The sequence below is a fragment of the Streptomyces sp. UG1 genome (assembly GCF_049974585.1).
In the GTDB taxonomy this organism is placed as follows: Bacteria; Actinomycetota; Actinomycetes; order Streptomycetales; family Streptomycetaceae; genus Streptomyces.
The window spans coordinates 1-22,571 of record NZ_JBNGGG010000028.1; the positions used below are offsets into that span (position 1 = coordinate 1).

A 22,571-nucleotide genomic window follows, 5' to 3' on the forward strand; every position below is an offset into this window, starting at 1 on the left:
GGAGCGGTTGCGGTAGGGCGTCTGGTGGTCTGGGGTTCGCGTTGATGCCTGCGGCGCCTGTGCGGGGTGTGTGGGGGGGCGCGTAGCGCCTGCGGGTGCGTTGTGGGTCGGGGACGTGGCGGGGGGTGTCCGTCCTCGGACCGGCGGTTGGGGTTGGGCAGGGCGCTGAGCGTTTCTTGACGCCGGCCACTGCGGGCGGACACCCCCCGCCACGTCCCCTTCCCGCCGTACGCGACTGCGGGTGCGTGGGGGGTGCGCCGAAGTCCCTGGGCGAGGCGGGGACTTCGCTATGCCAGGTGGCGCTCCACCGTTTCCACCTTGGTCGTGAGGGCGCCCGTCACTCCGGGGCGGATGTCGGCCTTCAGTACGAGCGACACGCGCGAGGCCCGCTCCTCCACGGCGGACACGGCGCGCTTGACCACGTCCATGACCTCGTCCCAGTCGCCCTCGATGGACGTGAACATCGCGTCGGTGCGGTTGGGCAGGCCCGATTCCCGGACCACGCGGACGGCGTCGGCGACGTACTCCCCCACGTCCTCGCCGACGCCGAGCGGGGTCACGGAGAATGCGACGATCATGCGTTGACGATTCCTTCCTTGCGGGCGCGGGAGGCGATCACCGCGTCCTCGGCCTCGCGCTTGAGCTTGCGCTCGGCGAAGAAGCCGCCGGTCGGCAGGACGGAGAGGAGGAAGTAGAGGGCGGCGGTCTTCAGGGGCCACTTGGTGCGGTTCCAGGCGTCCGCCCAGAAGATCACGTAGAGGATGAAGAGGACGCCGTGGATCATGCCCATCACGGGCACCGCGTTGAAGTCCGTTGTGCGCTTCAGCACCGAGCAGACGAGCAGGAGGAGGAACGACACTGCTTCGGGGGCCGAGACGAGACGGAGGCGGCGGAGGGCGGTGGCGGTCTTGATGTCCACGGGTCACCTTCGGTGGGGTTCGGGGGCGGCGGATCGGCTTGTGAACGTGAGCACAAGGGCTCGGCCATTGTGGCAAACCCCGGCCGGTGGGCGGGGCCCGGGGGTCGGTGTCGTACGTCCCTGAGGGTCCCGTCAGGGGTGAAGTCCGCCTTTGGGATCTGTTGGCGGCGGGCGGGGGCGGTTACCTTCGCTCCGTGGCGATGTTCCGACTTCAGGGCAGCAAGGTGCTCGCCGTCGACATGACCGGGGACGCCGTGAAGGCGAAGAACGGCTCGATGGTCGCGTACGACGGGCAGATGGCCTTCAAGAAGATGAGCGGTGGCGGTGAGGGGATCCGGGGCATGGTGACCCGGCGGCTCACCGGTGAGCAGATGACGGTGATGGAGGTGAAGGGGCACGGGACGTGCTGGTTCGCGGACCGGGCCTCCGAGATCAACCTGGTGAGCCTTCAGGGCGACAAGCTGTACGTCGAGTCGAGCAACCTGCTCGCGACCGACGCGGGGCTGCGCACCGGCACCACGTTCACGGGCATGCGCGGCGCCTCGCAGGGCAACGGGCTGTTCACGACCACCGTCGAGGGGCACGGGCAGGCGGCGATCATGTCCGATGGGCCTGCGGTGGTGTTGCGGGTCAGTGCGCAGTATCCGTTGACCGTCGATCCGGGCGCGTACGTGGCTCATCAGGGGAATCTGCGGCAGTCCTTTCAGTCCGGTGTGACCTTTCGCACGCTCATGGGCGAGGGCGGTGGTGAGGCCTTCCAGATCCGCTTCGAGGGGGACGGGCTGGTGTACGTACAGCCGAGCGAGCGGAACACGATCGCGGGGGAGGTGTGACATGGGCTTCCGTGAGATCAACTCGAAGATGATCGAGGCGACGGTCACGCCCGGGCAGCGGCTGTTCAGCCAGCGGGGTGCGATGCTCGCCTACAAGGGCGAGGTGTCCTTCACGCCCAACATGCAAGGTGGTCAGGGCGGGGTCATGTCGATGATCGGGCGCCGGGTCGCCAACGAGGACACTCCGCTGATGAGCGTCGAGGGCAACGGCACGGTGCTGTTCGGGCACGGGGGCCATCACGTCCAGGTGATCAACCTTTCCGGCGACACCCTGTGCGTGGAGGCGGACCGGCTTCTCGCCTTCGAGGGCACCCTCCAGCAGGGCACGATGTTCCTCGGCTCGCAGGGCGGCGTCATGGGCATGGTCCGGGGGCAGATCAGCGGGCAAGGGTTGTTCACCACGACTCTCAAGGGGCATGGGGCTGTGGCTGTCATGGCGCACGGTGGTGTTTTTGAGGTTCCGATCACTCCGCAGCGGCCCGTGCACGTCGACCCGCAGGCCTACGTCGCCCATCACGGCGACGTGCGCAACAAGCTGTCCACCGCGCTGGGCTGGCGCGACATGGTGGGCCGCGGCTCCGGCGAGGCCTTCCAGCTCGAGCTCAGCGGCAACGGTGCGGTGTTCGTCCAGGCGTCGGAGGAGAAGCTGTGAGCCACTACCCGGGCGGGGGCCCGAGCGCGTACGACCCCATGACGCTGCCCTCCGACGACAACGTCAACGACTACACCTTCTGCGTGGAGCTCAAGGGGAGCCAGTGGTTCCTGCAGAAGGGGAAGATGATCGCCTACTACGGGCAGATGGAGTTCAACGGTGTCGGGCACGGGCGGCTCGACCGGCTTGTCCGTACGTCCTTTCATTCGCCACTGCATGCGAGCGACTGGGTGGTGGCGGCCGGCTCGGGGAAGATGCTCCTCGCTGACCGGGCCTTCGACGTGAACTCGTATGACCTCGAGGACGGCAATCTGACCATTCGCTCGGGCAACCTGCTTGCTTTTCAGCCAAGTCTTGCGCTCAAGCAATCGATCGTGCCGGGTTTTCTGACGCTGATCGGAACCGGAAAGTTCGTGGCCGCATCTAACGGACCAGTGGTGTTCATGGAACCCCCGATCCGGGTGGACCCGCAGGCCCTCGTCGGCTGGGCCGACTGCCCGTCGCCGTGCCACCACTACGACCATGGCTACATGACCGGCGTAATGGGCGGTCTACGTGCACTGACAGGCCTCGGCGGGGCCTCCGGGGAGGAGCATCAGTTCGAGTTCGTCGGCACCGGCACCGTGCTGCTGCAGTCGACCGAGACCCTCATGGCCGAGCAGGCCACGGGGGCGGTTCCGCCGGACGCCGGAGTACCCGGTTCGGGTGGCGCCCACACAGGCCCTTCACAAATGGCTGGGTCACCGCGCCTTCCCGGACAGCTCGGAGACCTCCAGCGTCGCTTCGGGCTGTGAGCGGTAGTCTGCGGAGTGTGACATCGAACGCGTGAGCACACAGGGTTCACACGGACGAGTCATAGAAAACCCTCACTAGTTCGCCTTTCAACTTCTTAGGTAGACTTCATTCATGGAGACCGAGACGGCCACCCGCTGGCTGACCGATGCGGAGCAGTGCGCCTGGCGCACCCACCTGGAGGTCAACAGGCTGTTGAGCTACCAGCTCGAAAAAGACCTTCAGCCGTTCGGCCTGACAATGAACGACTACGAGATCCTGGTGAACCTCTCCGAGTCGGAGGACTTCCGGATGCGGATGAGCGACCTCGCCTCCGCCACCCTCCAGTCCAAGAGCCGGCTCTCCCACCAGATCACCCGGATGGAGAACGCGAACCTGGTCCGGCGTGAGAACTGCGAATCCGACCGTCGCGGGCTGTACGCGGTCCTCACCGATCACGGCATGGAGACGATGCGGAAGGTCGCGCCGCACCATGTGGCGTCCGTGCGCCGGCACTTCATCGACCTGCTGTCCCCCGACTCCCTGACCGAGCTCGACAAGGCCCTGAAGCCCATCGCGGAGCACCTGCGCGGGCATCGGGGACGCCCATAACGACGGATCCGGCGGCTACCCGGCCCGCGGCAGGCGGAGCTCGAACAGGGCTCCGCCGGTCGGCGCCCGGCCCACGGTGAGCGTGCCACCGTGCCGTACGGCGACGTCGCGGGCGATGGCCAGGCCCAGACCGGCACCGCCGTCGTCGCGGCTGCGGGCCTCGTCCAGCCGTACGAACCGCTCGAAGATCCGCTCCCGATCGGCCTCGGCCACACCGTCCCCGTCGTCGGCGACCGCCGCCACGGCCCACTCCCCTTCGCCACGGACGCTCACGGTGACCGCCGTGCGGGCATGCCGCTCGGCGTTGTCCAGCAGGTTGGTGAGCACCCGCCCCACCTGCCCCCGCGACCCGGCCACCGGCACGGCGTCCGCCGCCACCGTCACCCCGGCCCGCCCCTCGGCCTGCTCCCGGGCCAGCGCGCCGAGGTCGAACCGGGCCTCACCGGGCCGCTCCCCCGCGTCCAGGCGGGCGAGCAGCAGCAGGTCGGCCGCGAGGCCCTGGAGCCGTACGGTGTCCTCCACCGCGCCGTCCAGGTCCAGCAACTCGGGGTGCGCGGCGCCCACTTCGAGCTGGGTGCGCAAGGAGGCGATCGGGCTGCGCAGCTCGTGCGAGGCGTCGGCGACGAAGCGGCGCTGGCGCTCCACCGAGGTCTCCAGGGCGGCCAGCGTCTCGTTGGTGGTCAGGGCGAGGCGGGCGACCTCGTCATGGGTGTCCGGTACCGGTACGCGGCGTGCCAGGTCCTCGGACGCGGTGATCGCGGCCATCTCGCCGCGGATGCCCTCGACCGGGCGCAGGGCGCGCCGGGTGACCAGCCAGGTGGTGCCCGCGACGACGCCGAGCAGCAGCGGGAAGCCGATCAGCATGACGGTGAGCGCGGTCCTGACGGCGCTCTGCTCGGCGGAGAGCTGCGCGCCCGCGTACACCGTGAGCCGGCCCCTGCCGTCGACCTCGACGTGGACGGCGGCGAAGCGGTAGTCGTCGCTCTCGCCGTCGAGCGTCGCCGTGCCGTTGGTGAAGGTGGTGTGCTCGCTGATCTCGCCCGGTTCGAGGGCTTCGGGGGAGGAGTCGTCGTCATCCGCGTCGTCGTCGGAGTCCTCCCCGCTGCGGGCCCCACCGGGTGACGTCCCGGGCTGCGGCCGTACCGCGTCGGTGCCGGTGCCGCTGATCCGCTCCAGGTCCTCACTGGCCGCGAGCAGGTTCTTGTTCTCGTCGACGACCTGGACCGGCTCGTCGTCGTCCACCGACAGCCGGTCCCGCGGCCTCGTGAGCGCGATCTCCGAGGCGACGGCCCGCGCGGTGCGTTCCGCCTCGGTACCGGCCTGCCCGATCAGGTTGGACCGCAGCGACAGCAGGACGGCGGCCCCGGCCGCGACCAGCGCCACGGCGACGACGAGAGTGGCGCCGAGCGTGGCCCTCGACCGGACCGAGCCGAAGAGCCTTCTCATTGCTCCTTCTCCAGCCGGTAACCGGCCCCGCGCACCGTCCGGATCAGCCCGGCGCGCAGCTTGCGCCGCAGGGTGCTGATGTACACCTCGACGATGTTGGGATCGCCCTCGTACGCGAAGTCCCAGACGTGCTCCAGGATCTGGGACTTGGACACCACCTCGCCGGCCCGCAGCACGAGCTGCTCCAGGACCGCGAACTCCTTTGCGGTGAGGGTGACTTCGGCGTCGCCGAGGAAGACCCTGCGGGCGGCGGTGTCGACCTTGAGGTCGCCGTGGACGTGCACGGGCGAGGACCCGGCGCCCTGGCCGCCGCGCCGCAGCAGCGCCTTGACGCGGGCGACGAGGACGACGTACGAGAACGGCTTGGTGAGGTAGTCGTCGGCGCCGGTGTCCAGCCCCTCGGCCTCGTCGTACTCGCCGTCCTTGGCGGTGAGAATCAGGATCGGCACCTCGTGACCGGCGGCGCGCAGGGCGGCGCAGACGCGGTAGCCGTTCATGCCGGGCAGCATGATGTCGAGGATCACGAGGTCGTACGTCCCCTCCGAGGCCCGGTACAGCCCTTCCCGGCCGTCGTGGACGACGTCCACGGCGTACCCCTCGGCCGTCAGCCCCTTGGCGAGCGACAGGGCCAGCCGCTTCTCGTCCTCCACGATCAAGATTCGAAAGGGGCGGCGCGAAGCGCCTCGAGTAGGGCGGTGGTGGGAGACGGGCGGGCGCATGCGTAAAGGTTCGCAAAGCGAAGCTGAAGATCTCTTCAGGGTCCTTCAGGTTCCTCTCAGCGTCGGTTCGGCAGATTGATTCACGTCGAAACGACAGCGACTCGGGAGGAACCGGAATGAAGCGCAACATCGTCATCGCCACCGTCGCCGCAGCGGCCCTGATCGGGGGCGGCACCGTCGCGGCCTACGCGTCCGGCGACGACGACGGCGCGGCCACACAGCGGCAGTCGAGCGTACGGGTCGCCGACGACCGGGACGACGACACCGTCGAGGTCCGCGACGAGGCCACCGCCGCCAAGGTCACCGACGCCGACGCCATCGCCGCCGCACTGAAGCACACGCCGGGCACGGCCGTCTCCGCCGACCTGGACGACGACGGCGCGGACGTCTGGGAGGTGAGCGTCGTCATGGGCGACGGCTCCGACCACGACGTCAGGGTCTCCGCGACGACCGGCAAGATCCTCGGCGCCCAGCGCGACGACGATGACGACAACGACGGCCGTGAGGACCTGGCCGCGCTGAAGGGCGCGAGCGTCGATGCCCGCGAGGCCGCCGAGGCTGTGGCGGGCAAGGGCACCGTCACCGAGGTCGACCTCGACGACGACGGCCCCGGGGCCTGGAGCGTGGAGACCACCAAGGGCGAGTGGCAGGTCGACCTCAGGACGGGCAAGGTCACCCAGGACCACGACGACCGCGACGGCGACGACGACTGACGTCGGGCCGTCATACAAGGGGTACGGGGCGCCCCGTACCCCTCTCACGTCCCGCCCCCCGCGCCACGGCCACCGCCGTCAGCAGCATCACCGCGCCGGTCACCGCGAAGCACATCCCCCACCGACAGCCCCCCGACCAGCACGCCGGCGAGCGCGGCACCGGCCGTACTCCCGGCGTTGACGGCCGTATTGACCCAGGCGCCGGCGCGGACCCGGGCCTCGGGCGCGGCGGTCTCGTCGGCGATGAGATACGCGGTGGTGATCAACGGGGAGACGAAGACACCGGCCACCGCGACCGCCGCGGCGAGGGTCCCCAGCCCCTGGGCCAGTCCGGCACCGCACAGCGCCAGCCCCAGTCCGGCCGCCTGCACGGACAGCCGGAGCCCGGCGGAGGCGCTCCAGTCGACGGCCCCGTTGAGGAGTCCGCCGACGGCGCTCCCGGCGGACAGGGCGGCGAGCACCCAGGCCGCGCCGGCACCACCGTGGCCACGGGTCTCGGCGAAGGCGACCACCAGCAGATCGGCCACGCCCAGTGCGAGCCCGACCCCCGCGGCCGCGATCACCGGCCGGCCGAGCCCGCGCAGTACCCGCCGCCCGGCCGTACGCCGCTTCGGCTCGCTCCCGCCGGCCGGCACCGCACGCACCACGGGCGACGACACGAACCCGGCCGTCCCCACCACCATCAGCCCGGCCCCGACGAGCACCCCGACCGCCGGCGGAGCGAACCCGACGAGCACGCCCACCAGCAGCGGCCCGGAGACGAAGAGCAGTTCCTCCGCGACGGCGTCGAGGCTGAACGCCCGCTGCACCAGCGCCCGGTCGGGGGCCAGCCGCCCCCACACGGCCCGCATGGTCGGCCCGAGCGGCGGGGTTCCGGCACCGGCGACGGCGGCCACGGCGCCGAGGACGAACGGCGAGGCGGCACCCGGCCGCCAGACGAGCACCGCCAGCAGCCCCAGCAGCGAGGTGTACGCCGCGACCATCGGCACGAGCGCCCGGCGCGGCCCGTACCGGTCGATCAGGGCCGCCCGCGCGGGCGACAGGAAGACACTGGCACCGGAGAACAGCGCCATGACGACACCGGCCACGGCGTACGACCCGGAGGTCCGGGTCACGGCGAGCATCACGGACAGCGGGGCGACGCCGTACGAGAGCCTGCCGAGGAGGGCGGCGGCTGGGGCGTGTGTCGGATGTCCCGTCGTCCGCGCGAAGCGCGGGCGCAGCGGCGTCCGGTGCGTGCGATCGGCGTGCGGGGGCCTGGGTCATGTGGCGGAGCCACCTGTCCCAGGCCCCCGTGCGGCGAGCGTGCGTGCCGGACGCCGGGGCGCAGACGGGACATCCGGCACACGCCCCAAGTGCGGCGGGCGTGGGGGATGCGGAGGACGGCGGCATACGAAGGCCGCGCCACTGATGTGGAAGACACGGGAGTTCCTCGACTCGAGGCGGAAAAGGGGACGCCTTGTCGCCGCGCCGGTCACTGCCGAGGGGGCGTGGACCGTGCGCGGGCGGGGCGTGCCCTATGCCAGGAGGAGGTACATGTGGATCAACTTAACAGCGGGCGGGGGGGAGTTGACCAGGCGGTTGTGCTCAGGTCCGGGTGAGCCCGGCCACCAGCTCGTCCGCCGCCCGGTAGGGGTCCAGTTCCCCGGCGACGATCTTCTCCGCCAGCGCGCCGAGGCGGCGGTCGCCGTGCAGGTCGGCGATGCGTTCGCGCAGGGCGGTGACGGCGATGGTCTCCACCTCGCGGGCGGCGCGGGCCCGGCGGCGTTCGGCCAGGACGCCCCGCTCCTCCATCCAGGCCCGGTGCTTCTCCAGGGCCTCGACGACCTCGTCGACGCCCTCGGCGCGGGCGGCGACCGTCTTGACGATCGGGGGGCGCCAGTCGCCGGGGCCGCGGGACTCGCCGAGGCCGAGCATGTGGTTGAGTTCGCGGGCGGTGGCGTCGGCGCCGTCGCGGTCGGCCTTGTTGACGACGTACACGTCGCCGATCTCCAGGATGCCCGCCTTCGCTGCCTGGATGCCGTCGCCCATGCCGGGAGCCAGGAGGACGACGGAGGTGTCGGCCTGCGACGCGATCTCGACCTCCGACTGGCCGACGCCCACCGTCTCGACCAGGATCACGTCGCAGCCCGCCGCGTCCAGGACGCGGATCGCCTGCGGGGCGGCCCAGGCGAGGCCGCCCAGGTGGCCCCGGGTCGCCATCGAGCGGATGTAGACGCCGGGGTCGGAGGCGTGGTCGGACATCCTGACCCGGTCGCCGAGCAGGGCGCCGCCCGAGAACGGCGAGGACGGGTCGACGGCCAGGACGCCGACCCGCTTGCCCTGCTTGCGGTACGCGGTGACCAGGGCGGAGGTGGACGTCGACTTGCCGACGCCCGGGGAGCCGGTCAGGCCCACGACATAGGCGTTGCCCGTGAGCGGGGCCAGCGTCGCCATGACCTCCCGCAGTTGCGGGGACGCCCCCTCCACCAGGGAGATCAGCCGGGCCACCGCCCTCGGCCTGCCCTCCCTGGCCTGGGCCACCAGCGTGGAGACGTCCTGCATCACAGCTCCGTTCCTCACATCACGTACAGCACGTACAGACGGTTCAGGCCTTGGGTACCCGCACGATCAGTGCGTCACCCTGACCGCCGCCGCCGCACAGCGCGGCCGCGCCGACGCCGCCGCCGCGCCGCTTCAGCTCCAGGGCGAGGTGCAGCACGAGCCGCGCGCCCGACATACCGATCGGGTGACCCAGGGCGATGGCTCCGCCGTTGACGTTCACCCTTTCCGGGGACACTCCGAGGTCCTTCATTGACTGCACCGCCACCGCGGCGAAGGCCTCGTTGATCTCGATCAGGTCGAGGTCGGAGACCTCCAGGCCCTCCTTCTTCAGGGCGTGCAGGATGGCGTTGGAGGGCTGGGACTGCAGGCTGTTGTCCGGGCCCGCCACATTGCCGTGCGCACCGATCTCGGCGATCCAGTCCAGGCCCAGCTCCTGCGCCTTTGCCTTGCTCATGACGACGACCGCGGCGGCGCCGTCGGAGATCTGGGACGAAGAGCCCGCCGTGATGGTGCCCTCCTTCGCGAACGCCGGGCGCAGCTTGCCCAGCGACTCGGCCGTCGTCTCGGCGCGGATGCCCTCGTCCTTGCTGAAGACGACCGGCTCGCCCTTGCGCTGCGGGATCTCGACCGGGGTGATCTCGGCCTCGAAGATGCCGTTCTTCTGCGCGGCGGCGGCGCGCTGGTGGGACTGGGCGGCGATCTCGTCCTGCTCGGGGCGCCGGATGCCCAGGCGCATGTTGTGCTTCTCGGTGGACTCGCCCATGGCGATGTTCTCGAAGGCGTCGGTCAGACCGTCGTGCGCCATCGCGTCGAGCATCTGCACCGCGCCGTACTTGAAGCCCTCGCGGGACTTCGGCAGCAGGTGCGGGGCGTTGGTCATGGACTCCTGGCCGCCCGCGACGATCACGTCGAACTCGCCGGCGCGGATGAGCTGGTCCGCGAGCGCGATGGCGTCGAGGCCGGAGAGGCACACCTTGTTGACGGTGAGCGCCGGCACGTTCATCGGGATGCCGGCCTTGACCGCGGCCTGGCGCGCCGGGATCTGCCCCGCCCCGGCCTGGAGCACCTGGCCCATGATCACGTACTGCACCTGGTCGCCACCGATCCCCGCACGGTCGAGGGCGGCCTTGATCGCGAAGCCGCCGAGGTCGGCTCCGGAGAAGGACTTCAGCGAGCCGAGCAGCCGCCCCATCGGGGTGCGGGCACCCGCGACGATCACGGATGTCGTGCCGTTTGACGAAGACATGAGGTGCGATCCCCTTCCAGCTTGGACAGCCGAGGAGTGAACGAGGGTTTACTTCGAATGTACTGAGTGGCACTCCGTGCCGTCACCGGGCCGTCGGTGTGATCGCGCGCACGTTGCGTAACCATCCCGCGAGCGCTCCACTGAATCCATGCTGACGCGAATCGACCACATCGGGATCGCCTGTTTCGACCTCGACAAGACCGTCGAGTTCTACCGGGCCACCTACGGCTTCGAGGTGTTCCACTCGGAGGTCAACGAGGAGCAGGGCGTCCGCGAGGCCATGCTCAAGATCAACGAAACCTCCGACGGCGGCGCCTCTTACCTGCAGCTTCTCGAGCCGACGCGGCCGGACTCGACCGTCGCCAAGTGGCTCGACAAGAACGGCGAGGGTGTCCACCACATCGCCTTCGGCACGGCGGACGTCGACCAGGACGCCGCCGACATCAAGGACAAGGGCGTACGCGTTCTGTACGAAGAGCCCCGGCGCGGCTCCATGGGGTCACGAATCACCTTCCTGCACCCGAAGGACTGCCATGGCGTACTGACAGAACTGGTCACTTCGGCGCCTGTTGAGTCACCTGAGCACTGACCCTCGTACATATGGGCCGGTAGGGTTGGGGGCGGTCGCTCCCTGAACCGGGGTGGCCCGGTCCCGCCTTTTGCGGAGGGACCGTTCCGGGGTCCGGGTTTCGGGGGGCGAGCGTCGGGGCAGCAGCCCAGGCTCTGCCGTTGATCTGACACCATTCCCCGGGGGCCCCGTTCGGCGGACGGACGGAGCCCGTTTGGCCAGACTTGCGACCAGGGGACGGATGGGACCGCGCAGTGCGGGGCTACGAACGCCAGGAGCGAGAGCCGGCGGCTGACGTCGACCACCTCTCTCGGTTCGAGGCCGAGATGGATCGGCTGAAGACCGAGCGGGAGAAGGCGATCCAGCACGCCGAGGACCTCGGCTACCAGGTCGAGGTGCTGCGCGCCAAGCTGCACGAGGCGCGGCGGACCATCATGTCCCGGCCCGCCTTCGACGGCGGCGACATCGGCTATCAGGCCGAGCAGTTGCTGCGCAACGCCCAGGTCCAGGCCGATCAGCTGCGCCAGGAGGCCGAGCGCGAGCTCAGCCAGGCCCGCGCGCAGACCCAGCGCATCCTCCAGGAGCACGCCGAGCAGGCCGCCCGGCTGCAGGCCGAGCTGCACCAGGAGGCGGTGACCCGCCGCCAGCAGCTCGACCAGGAGCTGGCCGAGCGCCGCCAGACCGTCGAGTCGCACGTCAACGAGAACGTGGCGTGGGCGGAGCAGCTTCGCGCCCGCACCGAACAGCAGGCCCGCCGTCTCCTCGACGAGTCCCGCGCCGAGGCCGACCAGGCCATGGCGGCCGCGCGCGCCGAGGCCGAGCGGCTCACCGGCGAGGCCGGCCAGCGCCTGACGAACGCGGCCGAGGAGGCGCGCGCCGAGGCCGAGCAGATCCTGCGCCGGGCCCGCACCGACGCCGAGCGGCTGCTGAACGCCGCCTCCACCCAGGCCCAGGAGGCCACCGACCACGCCGAGCAGCTGCGCAGCTCCACCGCGACCGAGTCGGACGCCGCCCGCCGGCAGGCCACCGAGCTCAGCCGGGCCGCCGAGCAGCGCATGGCCGAGGCCGAGGAGGCGCTGCGCAAGGCGCAGTCCGAGGCCGAGAAGCTGGTCGCCGAGGCCAAGGCGGCCGCCGAGAAGGCGCTCTCCGGTGCCGAGTCGGCCAACGAGCAGCGCATGCGTACGGCCAAGGAGCAGGTCGCCCGGCTGGTCAGCGAGGCCACCAAGGAGGCCGAGGCCACCAAGGCGGACGCCGAGCAGGTCGTCGCCGACGCGCGCGCCGAGGCCGAGAAGATCGTCGCCGAGGCCTCCGAGAAGGCCCGTACGATCACCGCCGAGGAGAGCGCGACCCAGCTCTCGAAGGCGGCCAAGACCGCCGAGGACGTCCTCAACAAGGCGCAGGAGGACGCCCGCAGGACCACCAAGGCCGCGGCCGAGGAGGCCGAGCGGGTCCGCAAGGAGGCCGAGGCCGAGGCGGACCGGCTGCGCTCCGAGGCCAACGACATCGCCGAGCAGCTCAAGGGCGCGGCGAAGGACGACACCAAGGAGTACCGCGCCAAGACGGTCGAGCTGCAGGAGGAGGCCCGCCGGCTGCGCGGCGAGGCCGAGCAACTGCGCTCCGAGGCGGTCGCCGAGGGCGAGAAGATCCGCGCGGAGGCCCGCAAGGAGGCCGTCCAGCAGATCGAAGAGGCGGCCAAGACCGCCGAGGAACTGCTCTCCAAGGCCAAGCAGGACGCGGACGAGCTGCGCCAGAAGGCCACGACGGACAGCGAGAAGGTCCGCACCGAGGCCATCGAGCGGGCGACCACGCTGCGCCGGCAGGCCGAGGAGACCCTCCAGCGCACCCGCCAGGAGGCCGAGCGGCACCGCGACGAGGTCGTCGAGCAGGCCGAGGGCATCAAGGCCGACGCCGAGCGGGCCGCCGCCGAACTGCGCGAGGAGACCGAGCAGGCCGTTCAGGCCCGCCGCACCGAGGCCGCCGAGGAGCTGACGCGCCTTCACACCGAGGCCGAGCAGCGGCTCGCGGCGGCCGAGGAGGCGCTCACCGACGCCCGCGAGGAGGCCGCCCGCATCCGGCGCGAGGCCGCCGAGGAGGCCGAGCGGCTGCGCACCGAGGCCGCCGAGCGGATCCGCACGCTCCAGCAGCAGGCCGAGGAGGAGGCCGACCGGCTGCGCACCGAGGCCGCGTCGGACGCGTCCGCGTCCCGGGCCGAGGGCGAGGCCATCGCCGTACGCCTGCGGTCGGAGGCCGCGTCCGAGGCCGAGCGGCTGAAGTCGGAGGCGCAGGACACCGCCGACCGGGTGCGTGCCGAGGCGCAGGCCGCCGCCGAGCGGCTCGCCACCGAGGCGTCCGAGACGCTGTCGGCCGCCCAGGAGGAGGCCGCCAGGCGCCGCCGGGAGGCCGACGAACTCCTCGGTTCCGCCCGCCAGGAGGCCGACCAGGAGCGCGAGCGGGCCCGTGAGCAGAGCGAGGAGCTGCTGGCCGTGGCCCGGGGCCGCGTCGAGGAGGCGCAGGCCGAGGCGGTGCGGCTGGTCGAGGAGGCCGACCGGCGCGCCACCGAGATGGTGTCGGCGGCCGAGCAGCACGCGCAGCAGGTGCGGGACTCGGTGTCGGGGCTGCACGAGCAGGCCCAGGAGGAGATCGCCGGGCTGCGCAGCGCCGCCGAGCACGCGGCGGACCGTACCCGCCGGGAGGCCGAGGAGGAGTCGGACCGGGTCCGCGCCGACGCCTACGCCGAGCGGGAGCGGGCCGGCGAGGACGCCGGCCGGGTCCGGCGCGAGGCGAACGAGGAGTCCGCGGCCGCCAAGTCCCTCGCCGAGCGCACCGTCGGGGAGGCCATCGCGGAGGCCGAGCGGCTTCGGTCGGAGGCCGCCGAGCACGCCCAGCGGATCCGCACCGAGGCGTCGGACAAGATCGCCGAGGCCGACCAGGCCGCCTCCCGCACCCGTGCGGACGCCCGCGAGGACGCCAACCGGATCCGCTCGGACGCGGCGACGCAGGCCGACACCCTCATCACCGAGGCGCGTTCGGAGGCGGAGCGGCTCCAGTCGGAGACGATCACGGAGGCCGACCGGGTGCGGGCCGAGGCGCTGGCCAAGGCCGAGAAGCTGGTCGGGGACGCCACGTCGGAGGCGGAGCGGCTGCGCGCCGAGGCCGCGGAGACGGTCGGCGCCGCGCAGCAGCACGCCGAGCGGATCCGCAGCGAGTCCGAGCAGCTCAAGGCCGACGCCGAAGCGACGGCCGAGCGGCTGGTCGGCTCCGCGCGCGAGGAGGCCGAGCGCACCCTGGACGAGGCCCGCAAGGACGCCAGCAAGCGGCGCCAGGACGTGGCCGAGCAGGTCGACAAGCTCATCACCGAGACCACGGCCGAGGCGGACAAGCTGCTCACCGAGGCGCAGGCGCAGGCGCACAAGACGACCGCGGACGCCGAGGGGCAGGCCGACACCATGGTGGGCGCCGCCCGCAAGGAGGCCGACCGGCTGGTCTCCGAGGCGACGGTCGAGGGCAACTCCATGGTGGAGAAGGCCCGCACGGACGCGGACGAGCTGCTCGTCGGCGCCCGCCGGGACGCCACCGCCATCAGGGAGCGCGCGGAGGAGCTGCGCGACCGCATCACGGGCGAGATCGAGGCGCTGCACGAGCGGGCCCGCCGCGAGGCCTCCGAGACGATGAAGTCGACCGGCGACCGCTGCGACGCCCTCATCAAGGCCTCGGAGGAGCAGCTCGCCAAGGCGCAGGCGAAGGCCAAGGAGATCGTCTCGGAGGCCAACTCCGAGGCCGGCAAGGTGCGCATCGCCGCCGTCAAGAAGGCCGAGGGGCTGCTGAAGGAGGCCGAGCAGAAGCGGTCCGCGCTGATCAAGGAGGCCGAGGAGCTCAAGGCCGAGGCGGTCCGCGAGGCCAAGCGCACGGTCGAGGAGGGCAAGCGCGAGCTGGAGGTCCTGGTGCGGCGGCGCGAGGACATCAACGCCGAGATCTCGCGGGTCCAGGACGTCCTGGAGGCCCTGGAGTCCTTCGAGGCGCCGTCGGCCGGCAAGGACGGTGGGGTCAAGGCGGGTGCGACAGTCGGAGCACCACGATCGGGTGGCAAGTCGTCAGACGGCTAGCGGAGGCACCGGTTTCCGGTGTCTCCTGGGGCCTTTGACCAAGTTTTTGGCAAGCCGTCCCACGGTTAGCCACTCAAAAGGGGTCTCATTCTCCAGATCAAACACGTATCCGCTCGATGACACACCGCTTCGGCCCCTAGGATTCCCCTTATCACCTCACCGGTCTCATTCGACAGGAACCCCATGAGCGACACTTCCCCCTACGGCTTCGAGCTTGTGCGGCGTGGGTACGACCGCGCGCAGGTGGACGAACGCATCTCGAAGCTCGTCTCCGACCGCGACAGCGCTCTCGCCCGTATCACCGCTCTGGAAAAGCGCATCGAGGAGCTCCACCTCGAGACGCAGAACGCCCAGGCAGCCGTCACCGACGCAGAGCCGTCGTACGCGGGTCTCGGCGCGCGCGTCGAGAAGATCCTCCGCCTCGCCGAGGAAGAGGCGAAGGATCTGCGCGAGGAGGCGCGCCGCGCCGCAGAGCAGCACCGCGAGCTCGCCGAGTCGGCGGCCCAGCAGGTCCGCAACGACGCAGAATCGTTCGCTGCGGAGCGCAAGTCCAAGGCGGAGGACGAGGGCGTCCGGATCGTCGAGAAGGCCAAGAGCGACGCCTCCGCACTGCGCGCCGAGGCGCAGAAGGACGCGCAGTCCAAGCGGGAGGAGGCGGACGCCCTCTTCGAGGAGACCCGCGCCAAGGCCGCGCAGGCCGCCGCCGACTTCGAGACGAACCTCGCCAAGCGCCGCGAGCAGTCCGAGCGCGACCTGGCGTCGCGTCAGGCCAAGGCCGAGAAGCGGCTCGCCGAGATCGAGCACCGCGCCGAGCAGCTTCGCCTGGAGGCCGAGAAGCTGCGCACCGACGCCGAGCGCCGCGCCCGCCAGACGGTGGAGACCGCGCAGCGCCAGGCCGAGGACATCGTGGCCGACGCCAACGCCAAGGCCGACCGCATCCGTTCGGAATCCGAGCGCGAGCTCGCGGCCCTCACCAACCGCCGCGACAGCATCAACGCTCAGCTGACGAACGTCCGCGAGATGCTGGCGACCCTCACCGGTGCCGCGGTCGCCGCGACCGGCGCGCCCGCCGCCGAGGACGAGCCGATCTCCCGTGGGGTGCCCGCCCAGCAGACCCGGTAACAATCCGGCGCACATCTGCTGAATTTCGCAAAGCCCTCTGCCACTGGGGTGGCAGAGGGCTTTGTCCCGTTTTAGCGTGGGCGGCATGATCGAGCTCGAGGGGCTGACGAAGCGGTACGGCGAGAAAGTGGCGGTCAACAACCTCACATTCAGCGTGAGACCGGGCATCGTCACGGGCTTCCTCGGCCCCAACGGTGCGGGCAAGTCGACCACGATGCGGATGGTCCTGGGCCTGGACCGGCCCACGGCCGGCGACGTCCGTATCGACGGCAAGCACTACGACCAGCTCAAGGATCCGCTGACGTACATCGGCGCCCTGCTGGAGGCCAAGGCCTGGCACGGCGGGCGCAGCGCCCGCAACCATCTGCTGTGCCTCGCGCAGAGCAACGGCATCCCGAGCAGCCGGGTGCGCGAGGTGCTGGACACGGTCGGGCTCACGGCGGTCGCGAGGAAGAAGACCAAGGGCTTCTCGATGGGTATGGGCCAGCGGCTCGGCATCGCCGCCGCGCTGCTCGGCGATCCGCGGATCCTGATGTTCGACGAGCCGGTCAACGGCCTCGACCCCGAGGGCATCCACTGGATCCGGAACCTGATGAAATCGCTGGCCGCGCAGGGCCGGACCGTGTTCGTCTCGTCCCACCTGATGAGCGAGATGGCGCTGACCGCCGACCACCTCGTCGTCATCGGCCAGGGGCGGCTGCTCGCCGACACCTCCATGCCCGACTTCATCGCCCGCAACTCTCGGGCCTACGTCCGCATCCGCACCCCCCAGCGCGAGCGGCTGCTCGATGTGCTGCACCAGGGCGGGATCACCGCCGTACAGGCCGGCAACGGCACGCTGGAGGTGGACGGCGGCAAGTCCGAGCAGATCGGGGAGCTGGCGGCGCGCCACCAGATCGTGCTGCACGAGCTGAGCCCGCAACAGGCCTCCCTGGAGGAGGCGTTCATGCAGTTGACCGCGGAGTCGGTGGAGTACCACGCGCACGCCGACGCGGCGCAGCCACCGCCACAGCCGCCGCAACAGCAGCGGCAGTGGGGCGCGGACTGGAGGAGGAGCTGAGCATGGTGATCACCCAGGTCATCCGCTCCGAGTGGACCAAGATCCGGTCCGTGGCGTCGACCGTGTGGACGCTGTCGCTGGCCGTGGTGGTCACCATCGCCCTCGGCATCCTGATCTCGGCCCTGTCGAAGAACGAGTTCGACAACATGAGCCGGCGCGACCAGCTCTCCTTCGACCCGACCTTCATCAGCTTCGCCGGGATGAGCCTCGGTCAGCTCGCGATGATCGTGTTCGGGGTGCTCGTGGTGTCGAACGAGTACAGCACCGGCATGATCCGCAGCTCGCTGGCCGCCGTGCCGCAGCGCGGCACCTTCCTGTTCAGCAAGATCGCGGTGGCGACCGGCCTCGCCCTGGTCGTCGGCCTGGCCACCAGCTTCGTGACGTTCTTCCTGGGGCAGGCGATGCTGGGCGAGCACAGGGCGCAGATCGGCGACCCGGGTGTGCTGCGCGCGGTGATCGGCGGCGGGCTCTACATGACCCTCATCGCGATGTTCTCGATGGGCGTCGCCGCGATGCTGCGCTCACCGATGCTGTCGCTGGGCATCCTGATGCCGTTCTTCTTCCTGGTCTCCAACATCCTCGGCAATGTCTCGGCCACCGAGAAGATCGGCCGGTATCTGCCCGACCAGGCCGGCAACAAGATCATGCAGGTGGTCACCCCGATCGACGACGACGTGCCGTACGGCCCCTGGGGCGGCCTGGGCATCATGGTGCTGTGGGTGATCGCGGCACTCGCGGGCGGCTACGCCACGCTCAAGAAACGGGACGCCTAGCGTGGGGCCCGAGACAGGTTCGTTCGCACGCCAGTTTTTACCCGCCCTTGAGTGGAACCGTCAGCGCCCCGATATCCTCCTAACCCTTACGGGGGCGTGTGCCCCGCTGTCCTGATCCTTTCGATGGGTGCGGAGCATGATCGAAGCAGTCGGCCTGACCAAGCGCTACGGCGACAAGACCGCTGTGTACAACCTGTCCTTCCAGGTGCGGCCCGGTTCCGTCACCGGCTTTCTGGGCCCGAACGGCTCCGGCAAGTCGACGACGATGCGGATGATCCTCGGCCTGGACAACCCGACCGCAGGTCATGTCACCATCGGCGGCTATCCGTACCGCAGGCTGCCCAACGCCCCGCGTCAGGTCGGCGCGCTGCTGGACGCCAAGGCGGTGCACGGCGGCCGGGCCGCGCGCAACCACCTGCTGAGCCTGGCCCAGCTCTCGGGCATCCCGGTCCGGCGGGTGGACGAGGTGCTGGGCGTGGTCGGCCTCCAGGACGTGGCCGGGCGGCGCTCCAAGGGCTTCTCGCTCGGCATGGGCCAGCGGCTCGGCATCGCCGCCGCGCTGCTCGGCGACCCGCAGGTGCTGCTGTTCGACGAGCCGGTCAACGGCCTCGACCCCGAGGGCATCCTCTGGGTGCGCAACCTGATGAAGTCGCTCGCGGCGGAGGGCCGCACCGTCTTCGTCTCCTCGCACCTGATGAGCGAGATGGCGCTGACCGCCGACCACCTGATCGTCATCGGGCGCGGCCAGTTGCTGGCCGACATGAGCGTGCAGGACTTCATCGCGGCGAACTCCGCCGGCTTCGCCCGGGTGCGTACGCCCGACACCGAGCCGCAGTTGCGCGAGAAGCTGTCCGCCGCGCTCGCCGAGGCGGGCGGGCATGTGCTGCCCGAGCAGGACGGCGCGCTCCGGGTGACTGGACTGCCGCTCCCGCGCATCAGCGACATCGCGCACGACACCGACGTACGGCTGTGGGAGCTGTCGCCGCACCAGGCCTCGCTGGAGGAGGCGTACATGCGGATGACGCAGGGCGCGGTCGACTACCGCTCGACCATCGACCAGAAGGAAGGGCTCCAGCAGCCGCTGCCGCCCGGCGCGCAGCCGCCGATGCCGGTACCGGGCCAGGGCCAGCCGGGCTGGTACGCCCCGCCGCCGCCCCAGCAGGGCGGGCAGCCGTTCGCCGGGCCGCAGGGCCGGCCCGGGCCGTACGGCGCCCCCGGGGCGCCCGGCGCCGACACACCCAACCCGTACGCCCAGCCCGCCCCGCAGGCCCCGGGCCAGGCTCCGGCACAGCCCGCACCGCCGGCCCCGCCGAGCCCCATCCAGCAGCCCCCCGCCGCGCAGCAGGCCCCGCAAGGCCCCGCCCAGCCGCCGGCAGCCCCGTCCGCCCCGGCCGCCTCCTCCGCCCCGACCGAGTCCAAGGACGCCCGATGAGCACGCCGCAGCCCCCGATGCCGCAGACCGCCGCACCGAACTGGCAGGCGGCACCCGGCCCGTCGCAGCCCACCTACAGTTCGCCGATCCCCGTGGTGCGCACGCACCTCGGGCACGCGCTCGCCTCGGAGTGGACCAAGATCCGGTCGGTGCGCTCCACGATGTGGACGCTGGGCGTGTTCGTACTGCTCGTCGTCGGCATCGGACTGGCGGCCGCCGCGCTGGTCGCCGCCAACTCGGCGGAGGGCAGCCTCGCCGGCGAGAACCCGCTGTCCTTCGGCTTCTTCGGGCTGCTGCTCGGCAGCATCTGCATCATCACGCTCGGCGTGCTGACCACGGCCTCGGAGTACGGCACCGGCATGATCCGCACCACGATGACCGCGTGCCCGACCCGCGGGCGGGTGCTGGCGGCCAAGGCGATCGTGTTCTTCGTGGTCGCGTTCGCGGTGACGCTGGCGTCGGCCGTGCTGGTCGCCCTCGCGGACGTGGCGATGCTGGAGGGCGCCCGGGAGCCGTCCGGTCAGGAGTGGCTGAAGGGCACCCTCGGCATCTCGCTCTTCATCGCGCTGCTCGGCCTGCTCTCGCTCGTCGTCGGCTCGATCATCCGGCACTCGGCGGGCGCGATCACCATCATGATCGGCGTGGTGCTGGCCCCGCTGGTCATCGCGATGTTCATGTTCTCGGAGTCGCTCCAGGACCTTCAGCAGGCCCTGATCGAGTACTCCATCCCGAACCAGTTCAGCGTCTTCTACACCCAGTCCCTCACCGAGTCCGGCCCGAGCGGCTGGGACCCCCTGTGGATCATGCTGGGCGTGACGGCCGCCGCGTTCGCGGGCGCCTACGCACTGCTGGAGAAGCGGGACGTGTAAGACGCATCCGGAGTTCAGAACTTGGGCGCGTTACGGGACCGCTGCACCCGCGTGGTGCGGCGGTCCTTCGCGTTCCAGCACGCCTTGTGCCAGTGGCGGCGGTCGTCGACGCCCGCGTGGTCCGGCCAGGCGACGACGTGCGGGACGCCGTCCGGGATCATCTGGTCGCAGCCCGGGCAGCGGTACGCCTTGCCCTGGGCGCTGGCGCCCGCCACATGCCGCACGTTCCAGTCCTCGCCCCGCCAGCTCTCCGTGGACTGCCAGCCGCCGTAGCGGCCGGGACGGTCGCCCTCGGCACCGCGCCCGGACGAGGCAGCGCCTTTGGGGCCGTTGAATCGGTTGCGACGCGGGGACACGGAACACCTCACGGGGCTATACAGGATGCACGGGTCATGTCCAGCCTACGCGGCACGGACAGGGGTAGCCGTACGGCACCAACCCCCACAAGTCCCCCACCATGGTCATCGATTCTGCAGACAATCCGCAAATCTCTCCGCCAGGCCGTGTCTTCGGCACGTGTCAGACGGTTATGCCCGGTGGGGGAGCTCCGCGTCGGAGCCAAGGAAGCAGGAAAAAGCAATGCGCGTAGGAAGTTTCGTGTTGGCGGCCCGGTTCCCGGGGCAGGGCGACGGGGAGGCGCTGCACCGCGCGGTCCGCTCCGCCGAGGTCGCCGAGGAAGCGGGGCTCGACTCGGTCTGGCTGGCCGAGCACCACTTCGTGCCGTACGGCACCTGTCCGTCCGCGATCACCCTGGCCGCCTTACTGCTCGGCCGCACCAGCAGACTGCGGGTCGGCACGGCGGTCACCGTGCTGCCCACCGCCCACCCGGTGGCCGTCGGCGAACAGGCAGCGATGCTGCACATCGCCTCCGGCGGGCGGTTCTCGCTGGGCGTGGGGCGCGGCGGGCCCTGGGTCGACCTGGAGGTGTTCGGCTCCGGTCTCGAGGCGTACGAGGAGGGGTTCCCGGAATCACTCGATCTGCTGCTGCGCTGGCTGCGCGAGCCCTCGGTCGCGGCCCGCGGCGGGCGGTTCGACTTCCGCGAAGTCCCCGTCGTCCCCAGGCCGTCGGAGTGCCTGACGGACGTCGAGGGGCCCGAGGTCGTCGTCGCCTGTACGTCGCCGCAGAGCGTGCGCCTCGCCGCCGAGCGCGGGGTGCCGATGCTGCTCGGGATGCATGTGGGCGACGAGGAGAAGGCCGAGATGGTCGCCCTGTGGCGGCAGCACGCGCGCGCGGCCGGGCGCCCGGCCGACGAGATCCGCGGCGCGGGCCATGTGTCGGCCGGCGTCTGCCAGATCGCGGACCGGCGCACGGACGCGGTGGAGGCGCTGACGAAGGCGATGCCGGGCTGGCTCAGGCAAGGCCTGGAGGCCCATGTGACGGTGGACGGCCGGCATCGCGCGATGCGCGACCCGCTGGCGTACACCGAACTGCTCTGCGGGCTGCACCCGGTGGGTACCCCGCGCCTCGCCGCCGACCGTCTGGCGGCGACCAGCGAGCGGACCGGCATCTCCCGCTTCGCACTGCTCGTGGAGGGCTCGGGCGACCTGGCGGCGACCGAGGAGAACGTACGGCGGCTGGGCGCCGAAGTGCTGCCGCACCTCGGCTGAGTCGCCCTGGGGCCGGCCGAACGGCCCGGTCCGCCAGAGGGCTTGCCGCCCCGGTACTGATTGCACCTCCCGCGTACGGAGCGGCAAGCAAGCGGTCACCGCGTCAGCAGTCCCTGAGTTCCGGGGACTGGTTCAGCAGTTGACTGCGGACCGAGGTGAAGCGAGCCAGCGTCTCGTCGACCGAGGAGTCAAGCGGGAACACCGCCACCCGGTGGCAGTTCTGGAAGGCCAGTCGCACCCCGAAGTGCCGCTGCAGCGCGCCGCGTATCGCGTCACTCGCAAGCGCACGCAGCAACTGGCCACGTGCCTGCTCGTCCGGCGGGGGCGTCAGGTTGTCGGCGAACGCGCCGCCGTCGACCTTCAGCTGGGCCACCAGGGAGCTGATCATCTCCCATGCGTAGGGCAGGGAGGTCCGGACGCAGTCGACGAAGGCGGCTTCGTCGACCTCGCCTCGCTCGGCCTGTTCGAGTAGGGCCGGTGAGACGTCGAGCGACATGGGTTCTCCTCTCGCACCCCCACCGCGGCGGGGGTTGCCGGACAGATAAGGGAGTTCGCGATACCGGACACGCTGTGTACACGCC

General features: G+C 71.2%; 22 protein-coding genes. 13 read left to right on the forward strand and 9 right to left on the reverse strand.

Annotated elements, in window-relative coordinates; genetic code table 11:
* Positions 1–287: 287 nt before the first annotated feature.
* Together ACP4J3_RS28815 and ACP4J3_RS28820 are read right to left on the reverse strand one after the other, a co-directional pair.
* Entirely contained in the window at positions 288–578 is a 291-nt protein-coding gene (locus ACP4J3_RS28815) for an MTH1187 family thiamine-binding protein (RefSeq protein ID WP_426538976.1), read from the reverse strand.
* Positions 575–919: a DUF3817 domain-containing protein gene (locus ACP4J3_RS28820; RefSeq protein WP_426538977.1), complete on the reverse strand. Its 345-nt coding sequence runs from the start codon at positions 917–919 to the stop codon at positions 575–577. Before ACP4J3_RS28820 ends, ACP4J3_RS28815 begins: the two co-directional genes overlap by 4 nt.
* 200 nt (positions 920–1,119) lie before the next feature.
* Between ACP4J3_RS28820 and ACP4J3_RS28825 the strand changes: the two genes are divergently transcribed.
* The 4 genes from ACP4J3_RS28825 to ACP4J3_RS28840 all read left to right on the forward strand — a co-directional run bounded on the left by ACP4J3_RS28825 (position 1,120) and on the right by ACP4J3_RS28840 (position 3,787).
* Complete coding sequence (locus ACP4J3_RS28825) at positions 1,120–1,752, forward strand: AIM24 family protein (RefSeq protein ID WP_426539094.1); 633 nt, start codon at positions 1,120–1,122, stop codon at positions 1,750–1,752.
* A 1-nt stretch (position 1,753) separates the two neighbouring features.
* On the forward strand, positions 1,754–2,404 hold the full coding sequence (locus tag ACP4J3_RS28830) for an AIM24 family protein (protein WP_426538978.1): 651 nt from the start codon (positions 1,754–1,756) through the stop codon (positions 2,402–2,404).
* Entirely contained in the window at positions 2,401–3,198 is a 798-nt protein-coding gene (locus ACP4J3_RS28835) for an AIM24 family protein (RefSeq protein ID WP_426538979.1), read from the forward strand. The genes ACP4J3_RS28830 and ACP4J3_RS28835 overlap by 4 nt, the downstream gene beginning before the upstream one ends.
* 112 nt (positions 3,199–3,310) lie before the next feature.
* A complete protein-coding gene (locus tag ACP4J3_RS28840) occupies positions 3,311–3,787 on the forward strand; it encodes a MarR family winged helix-turn-helix transcriptional regulator (protein ID WP_426538980.1) in 477 nt (158 codons plus the stop codon).
* 15 nt (positions 3,788–3,802) lie between these two features.
* Here the strand turns inward: ACP4J3_RS28840 and ACP4J3_RS28845 are convergent, their stop codons facing one another.
* Complete coding sequence (locus tag ACP4J3_RS28845; protein WP_426538981.1) at positions 3,803–5,233, reverse strand: sensor histidine kinase; 1,431 nt, start codon at positions 5,231–5,233, stop codon at positions 3,803–3,805.
* Positions 5,230–5,952, reverse strand: coding sequence for a response regulator transcription factor (locus ACP4J3_RS28850; RefSeq protein ID WP_426538982.1), 723 nt, complete (start codon positions 5,950–5,952; stop codon positions 5,230–5,232). Before ACP4J3_RS28850 ends, ACP4J3_RS28845 begins: the two co-directional genes overlap by 4 nt.
* Before the next feature lie 116 nt (positions 5,953–6,068).
* On the opposite strand from ACP4J3_RS28850, the gene ACP4J3_RS28855 reads away from it, so the two are divergent.
* On the forward strand, positions 6,069–6,665 hold the full coding sequence (locus tag ACP4J3_RS28855) for a PepSY domain-containing protein (RefSeq protein WP_426538983.1): 597 nt from the start codon (positions 6,069–6,071) through the stop codon (positions 6,663–6,665).
* A gap of 44 nt (positions 6,666–6,709) precedes the next feature.
* Here ACP4J3_RS28855 and ACP4J3_RS28860 read toward each other — a convergent pair whose 3' ends face one another.
* From ACP4J3_RS28860 to ACP4J3_RS28870, 3 genes are all read right to left on the reverse strand, one after another.
* Positions 6,710–7,789, reverse strand: a complete 1,080-nt coding sequence (locus ACP4J3_RS28860; protein ID WP_426538984.1) for an MFS transporter — start codon at positions 7,787–7,789, stop codon at positions 6,710–6,712.
* Between the two features lie 463 nt (positions 7,790–8,252).
* Positions 8,253–9,209 carry a methylmalonyl Co-A mutase-associated GTPase MeaB gene (gene meaB / locus ACP4J3_RS28865; RefSeq protein WP_426538985.1) on the reverse strand — a complete coding sequence of 319 codons (957 nt, stop codon included), beginning with the start codon at positions 9,207–9,209 and terminating at the stop codon, positions 8,253–8,255.
* 43 nt (positions 9,210–9,252) lie between these two features.
* A complete protein-coding gene (locus ACP4J3_RS28870; RefSeq protein ID WP_426538986.1) occupies positions 9,253–10,455 on the reverse strand; it encodes an acetyl-CoA C-acetyltransferase in 1,203 nt (400 codons plus the stop codon).
* Positions 10,456–10,603: 148 nt separating this feature from the next.
* On the opposite strand from ACP4J3_RS28870, the gene mce reads away from it, so the two are divergent.
* From mce to ACP4J3_RS28905, 7 genes are all read left to right on the forward strand, one after another.
* Positions 10,604–11,044 (forward strand): methylmalonyl-CoA epimerase, encoded by a 441-nt coding sequence (mce, locus tag ACP4J3_RS28875; protein ID WP_007384751.1) that lies wholly within the window; start codon positions 10,604–10,606, stop codon positions 11,042–11,044.
* A gap of 233 nt (positions 11,045–11,277) precedes the next feature.
* Entirely contained in the window at positions 11,278–15,126 is a 3,849-nt protein-coding gene (gene scy / locus ACP4J3_RS28880) for a polarized growth protein Scy (RefSeq protein WP_426538987.1), read from the forward strand.
* A gap of 183 nt (positions 15,127–15,309) precedes the next feature.
* Complete coding sequence (locus ACP4J3_RS28885; protein ID WP_426538988.1) at positions 15,310–16,248, forward strand: cellulose-binding protein; 939 nt, start codon at positions 15,310–15,312, stop codon at positions 16,246–16,248.
* A gap of 85 nt (positions 16,249–16,333) precedes the next feature.
* Positions 16,334–17,308, forward strand: coding sequence for an ABC transporter ATP-binding protein (locus ACP4J3_RS28890; protein ID WP_426538989.1), 975 nt, complete (start codon positions 16,334–16,336; stop codon positions 17,306–17,308).
* A gap of 2 nt (positions 17,309–17,310) precedes the next feature.
* The gene (locus tag ACP4J3_RS28895) at positions 17,311–18,081 is read left to right on the forward strand and encodes an ABC transporter permease (protein WP_426538990.1); all 771 of its coding nucleotides are present in this window, start codon (positions 17,311–17,313) and stop codon (positions 18,079–18,081) included.
* 136 nt (positions 18,082–18,217) lie between these two features.
* Complete coding sequence (locus tag ACP4J3_RS28900; protein ID WP_426538991.1) at positions 18,218–19,513, forward strand: ABC transporter ATP-binding protein; 1,296 nt, start codon at positions 18,218–18,220, stop codon at positions 19,511–19,513.
* The gene (locus ACP4J3_RS28905) at positions 19,510–20,382 is read left to right on the forward strand and encodes an ABC transporter permease subunit (RefSeq protein ID WP_426538992.1); all 873 of its coding nucleotides are present in this window, start codon (positions 19,510–19,512) and stop codon (positions 20,380–20,382) included. The genes ACP4J3_RS28900 and ACP4J3_RS28905 overlap by 4 nt, the downstream gene beginning before the upstream one ends.
* 14 nt (positions 20,383–20,396) lie before the next feature.
* On the opposite strand, the gene ACP4J3_RS28910 is transcribed toward ACP4J3_RS28905, so the two are convergent.
* Complete coding sequence (locus tag ACP4J3_RS28910) at positions 20,397–20,738, reverse strand: ATP/GTP-binding protein (protein ID WP_426538993.1); 342 nt, start codon at positions 20,736–20,738, stop codon at positions 20,397–20,399.
* A gap of 223 nt (positions 20,739–20,961) precedes the next feature.
* On the opposite strand from ACP4J3_RS28910, the gene ACP4J3_RS28915 reads away from it, so the two are divergent.
* Positions 20,962–21,990 carry an LLM class flavin-dependent oxidoreductase gene (locus tag ACP4J3_RS28915; protein WP_426538994.1) on the forward strand — a complete coding sequence of 343 codons (1,029 nt, stop codon included), beginning with the start codon at positions 20,962–20,964 and terminating at the stop codon, positions 21,988–21,990.
* A 103-nt stretch (positions 21,991–22,093) separates the two neighbouring features.
* On the opposite strand, the gene ACP4J3_RS28920 is transcribed toward ACP4J3_RS28915, so the two are convergent.
* On the reverse strand, positions 22,094–22,486 hold the full coding sequence (locus ACP4J3_RS28920; protein ID WP_426538995.1) for an SCO5389 family protein: 393 nt from the start codon (positions 22,484–22,486) through the stop codon (positions 22,094–22,096).
* Positions 22,487–22,571 lie beyond the last annotated feature (85 nt).